Origin of the sequence: Bacillus sp. GMa5/1, assembly GCF_050172015.1 — a bacterium.
GTDB lineage: Bacteria > Bacillota > Bacilli > Bacillales > Bacillaceae_G > Bacillus_A > Bacillus_A cereus.
On sequence record NZ_JBNLYC010000269.1, the window covers coordinates 1 to 4,213 of the forward strand.

The window sequence follows — 4,213 nt, forward strand, 5'->3', positions numbered from 1 at the left end:
ATCCCTATATTGCTATTATATTAGCGAAAGCAATATATTGGGGGGACAAAAATGAAATTGAAATTAACATCTAAATTGGAAAGATTAAGAACAAGTAAAAAGGGGATTGGTGCTTGTGTTTTGGCTGCAGGCATGACGGCAATCACAATGACTCCTCAAAGTGCGTATGCACATGGGTTTGTTGAAAAGCCGAGTAGTCGTGCTGCTTTATGTAGTCAGAATTATGGGGCATTAAATTTAAATTGTGGAAATGTAATGTATGAACCTCAAAGTCTAGAAGCACCTAAAGGATTTCCAGATAGTGGACCGATTGATGGGGAAATTGCTTCGGCAGGAGGATTGTTTGGAGGTATTCTTGACCAACAAACATCAAATCGTTGGTTCAAAAACACAATTAAAGGTGGAGTAAATACATTTACATGGAAATATACAGCGCCACATTCTACAAGTAAATGGCATTATTACATTACCAAAAAAGGATGGGATCCTAACAAACCATTAACACGTGCTGAATTAGAACCAATCGGAACTGTGAAACATGACGGTTCGGCCGCATCAAATAATTTAACACATACAATTAATGTACCAACTGATCGTAATGGTTATCATGTTATTTTAGCTGTATGGGATGTAGCAGATACGTCAAACGCTTTTTATAATGTAGTTGATGTAAATTTAGTAAATAATGAAACTCCTGATACAGTAGCTCCAAGTCAACCAACTGAATTAAATGCCTCTAAAGTTTCTGCCAATAGTGTTGAAATAACATGGAAGGCCTCCACTGATAATATAGGTGTAAAAGAATATCAAGTGTTACGTAATGGAGAAGTAATTGATACGGTATCAGGTACAACTTTTATTGATAAAAAATTAAAAGCAGATACGGAATATACTTATACAATAAAGGCATTAGACTCTGCTGGAAACATATCAAAAGAAAGTGAAAAACTGAAGGTTAAGACAACACATACAATCCCAGATATAGAGGCTCCAACTCAACCAAAAGGATTACATAGTATGGGTACAACAGCGACAACTGTTGATTTAATGTGGAGTCCGTCAGAAGATAATGTAGGTGTTGACCATTATATTGTATATAGAGAAAGCGCTGGGGTTATGAATAAAATTGGGACGGCGGCTAATACATCTTTTATGGATAAAGATTTGAAGGCTAATACATCGTATAAATATGTAGTGACGGCGGTTGATTTAGCTGGAAATGAATCTAGTAGAAGTGATGTTTTGAATGTAACAACAAAGTTAGAGGATTCCGCATATGAAAAATGGGATGCAAGAAAAGCATATACTAAAGGTGATAGAGTAGTACATGAGGGGAAAGTGTACGAAGCGGTTCAAAATCATCAAGGAAATGGCGACTCAAATTGGATTTTTGCTTTATCGCTTTGGAAGCCAGTTTTGAATAAATGATAAGCTGAAAAAGGTAGTTAACAATTTTGGATTGCTCTTTAAAAAGTAAGGGTCGTTCCAAGCATGAATTATCTAATGGTTTAAATGGTATATTAATAAATTTAATCATCATCCTAATGTTAACGAATTAAAATCAAAAAAGAATCCGAATGGTATTCCATCAAAAAGGAATTCCATTTGGATTCTTTATTTTCTAATTTGTAATAGCATATATTTTCACTGTGAATTTGCTAGTGGCACCAATTGGACTTGCAATATAATATTTAGTATTTGTGTAAGCTTCAGTCCTAGATTCATGTGAAATATTTTTCCAACGAGTAGAATCTATTCCTAGGGAAACATCAATCATTACATTGAAAGAAATAGTAGAAGGATAATCTTTTTCTGAAGGCTCAATAACCCATTTTAATTCTTTGGTACCTACAGGTAAACTATCAATTTTAAAGTTTTGGCTGGATCGATTTTGTTGCCCTGATAAAGGACTAGATTCAGATGATATTTGTGAAATTAATATTTCTTTTTCATTTGAATGTATACCATTTAATTTAATGATACTATCAATTAAACCTGGACCGGGAAAATCAGCTGCGATGATACCAGAATGTTTAATTGCGCCTTGTTGTAAGAGTTCGGTCCCAAGTGTATTCATCCCCCCATAGTATACTTGTCCGTTTCTATCGCGAGGGAAATCACTCCACGCATTAGTGGAATTCGTTTGAATCAATTTAGGACTACTGTCAGTATTTCTGCTCTCTTTTCCGCTTGCAACAAACCAAGGATATACATTATTTAAAAATGCGGCTGCGCCTCCCGTACCACTAAAATGGTTGAGATAAATTTTTTCATTATTAAAATTAGTATTTGTATTTTGTAGATGGTTTTTTATCGCAATCCATTTTGTATATATTTCGTCTGGTCCGCTTCCAATTTCAAATTTATCTTGTATATTCAAACCTTCGTAATCAATCCCGTACAATTGAGCGGATGTAAAGTTTTGTAAGATTACAATTTTCCCGCGGGTATCTCCTAAAGTAGGGTTATTTCTATCTGAAGTTGGTACGGAATTAGGATCCCAAAAATATGAAGCATTAACGTTTTTATATTTTAAAAATATCTCCTCAAATGATAGAGATCCACTTTCAGGAGTAGTTTCTTCTTTTAAGCGCATTAATATTGTTTCTGTTGGATGATCTTTTAAAAATTGAATGGTCTCTTTTAACACATCTTCAAACACAGCTTTTTGATTTACAACGCCATGATACATTGCAAAAGAATCTTTTACACGTTTAACACGCATATCTACATATCGAATTCCGGAATTTAATTGTTGGGATAAACTCATAGTTTGATTTCTTGTCAAATTTTCATCAAGAAAACTCGCTCCATGTAAAGCCATCGTACCGTGAGTCCCTGGAATAGATATTTCACTTATTTTTGTTGAATCTTCTATTTTCGACATCCACGATGGATTTTGATACCCTATATTGGATTCATAGGAGTAACCTGGATGACTATCAGCTAAAATAGTAGATGGTCTATTTAAACTTGCTAGTGTAATACAAGTAAGGATGCTAATTTTAAAGAAATTTCTCATTTTTATTTTGTTCATTTTTTCTCTCCTGACCTTTAAACAATTGTTAGATGATTTTTTACTATATTTATTGTTTTTCATTCTTAAGATAATAAATTTTTGTATTTAAAAATAATTAACAATAGGGGGGAGTAAGTTATTTGAGACTTTAATAATTTTTTATTATAAATTGTCCCTAATAGTCAAACGGATTCTTGAAAACTCGAAGTATAGCCTCCAAAAAACAACTGTTTATCGTATTGAATACAAACAAAACAGAAGTCCTAAAAAAGACTTCTATTTTGTGACATATAATGAATGATAAGGTGGTAAACAAATCAAGATAATGTGATTGAGTGGTAAAAATTTATTAATAGCTGTTTTAGAATCTCTTATAACAAGGCTGATTACAAAAAGCGGATCTCTACACTGCTAATAAAAATTGAAAAATTCTACTCATTAAAACTTAGACTAACTACAGTTGCAATTGATTGAGCTGCATGTTCCCAGCTTCCATCTATAACTTTACCAATCTGCTGACCAAGTGCATTTAAATCATTTGGATTAACTGGAATTCCATTATACGCAGCAAGAATTGATAAAAGTGGAGCAGCAAATGGTGTCCAACCACCTCTATCAATATTAAATACAGGTTTATCTAGTACCTTTCCATCTTGTACTGTAAACTCATAATAAAATTGATCATCTGGACGAAAACTTAAATGGTGAGAGATTTGCCCCTTAACATATTTTTTTCCTGCACCTAGATTTACTACTTCTATTTCTTTTACATTAAATTCATGTTCAAATACTTTGATTTTTTTGACTTCTGGACCATTTAAGGCAGCTTGAACGGCTGTTTCCAAATTGTTTTGTGCAAAAGGTTGAATACTTAATTGTGCCTCTTTTGGTTGAATAGGAGCCTCCTTTTCTGCAGCAAACACCGAGGTAGTAGGTAGTGCACCTGTAGCTAACGTAGCTGCAAGTGCTGTTGTCATAATGATTTTTCGTTTCATCTTCATAGTTTTCCTTCCTCTCTTAAAGTTATGATATATAATTTTTTAAGATTGACACGGTACAATTTTTTTCATAATGCACGCAAAAAACTAGTTTAAGAACTATGTGAAAAAACGTGTCGGAAAATTAAAATTAATTATATATGTATTTTAAATGATATCTATCTACGCATATTTTTTCAATTTTTCGATAAATTAA

Annotated in this window: 3 protein-coding genes; 1 reads left to right on the plus strand and 2 read right to left on the minus strand. The window is 32.9% G+C overall.

The window, feature by feature from the left end; all coding sequences use genetic code 11:
- Positions 1–51 precede the first annotated feature (51 nt).
- Complete coding sequence (locus ACQGSG_RS27075; RefSeq protein ID WP_048568298.1) at positions 52–1,428, plus strand: lytic polysaccharide monooxygenase; 1,377 nt, start codon at positions 52–54, stop codon at positions 1,426–1,428.
- 193 nt (positions 1,429–1,621) lie between these two features.
- Here the strand turns inward: ACQGSG_RS27075 and ACQGSG_RS27080 are convergent, their stop codons facing one another.
- Complete coding sequence (locus ACQGSG_RS27080; RefSeq protein ID WP_065703522.1) at positions 1,622–3,037, minus strand: phosphatidylinositol-specific phospholipase C; 1,416 nt, start codon at positions 3,035–3,037, stop codon at positions 1,622–1,624.
- Between the two features lie 413 nt (positions 3,038–3,450).
- Positions 3,451–4,020, minus strand: coding sequence for a hypothetical protein (locus ACQGSG_RS27085; RefSeq protein WP_000782792.1), 570 nt, complete (start codon positions 4,018–4,020; stop codon positions 3,451–3,453).
- Between the last annotated feature and the right edge of the window lie 193 nt (positions 4,021–4,213).

What these genes read in the sequence shown, in the direction of transcription:
- ACQGSG_RS27085 (WP_000782792.1), bottom strand. Translation starts at nt 4,020, where the DNA reads ATGAAGATGAAACGAAAAATCATTATGACAACAGCACTTGCAGCTACG.
- ACQGSG_RS27075 (WP_048568298.1), top strand. Translation starts at nt 52, where the DNA reads ATGAAATTGAAATTAACATCTAAATTGGAAAGATTAAGAACAAGTAAA.
- ACQGSG_RS27080 (WP_065703522.1), bottom strand. Translation starts at nt 3,037, where the DNA reads ATGAACAAAATAAAAATGAGAAATTTCTTTAAAATTAGCATCCTTACT.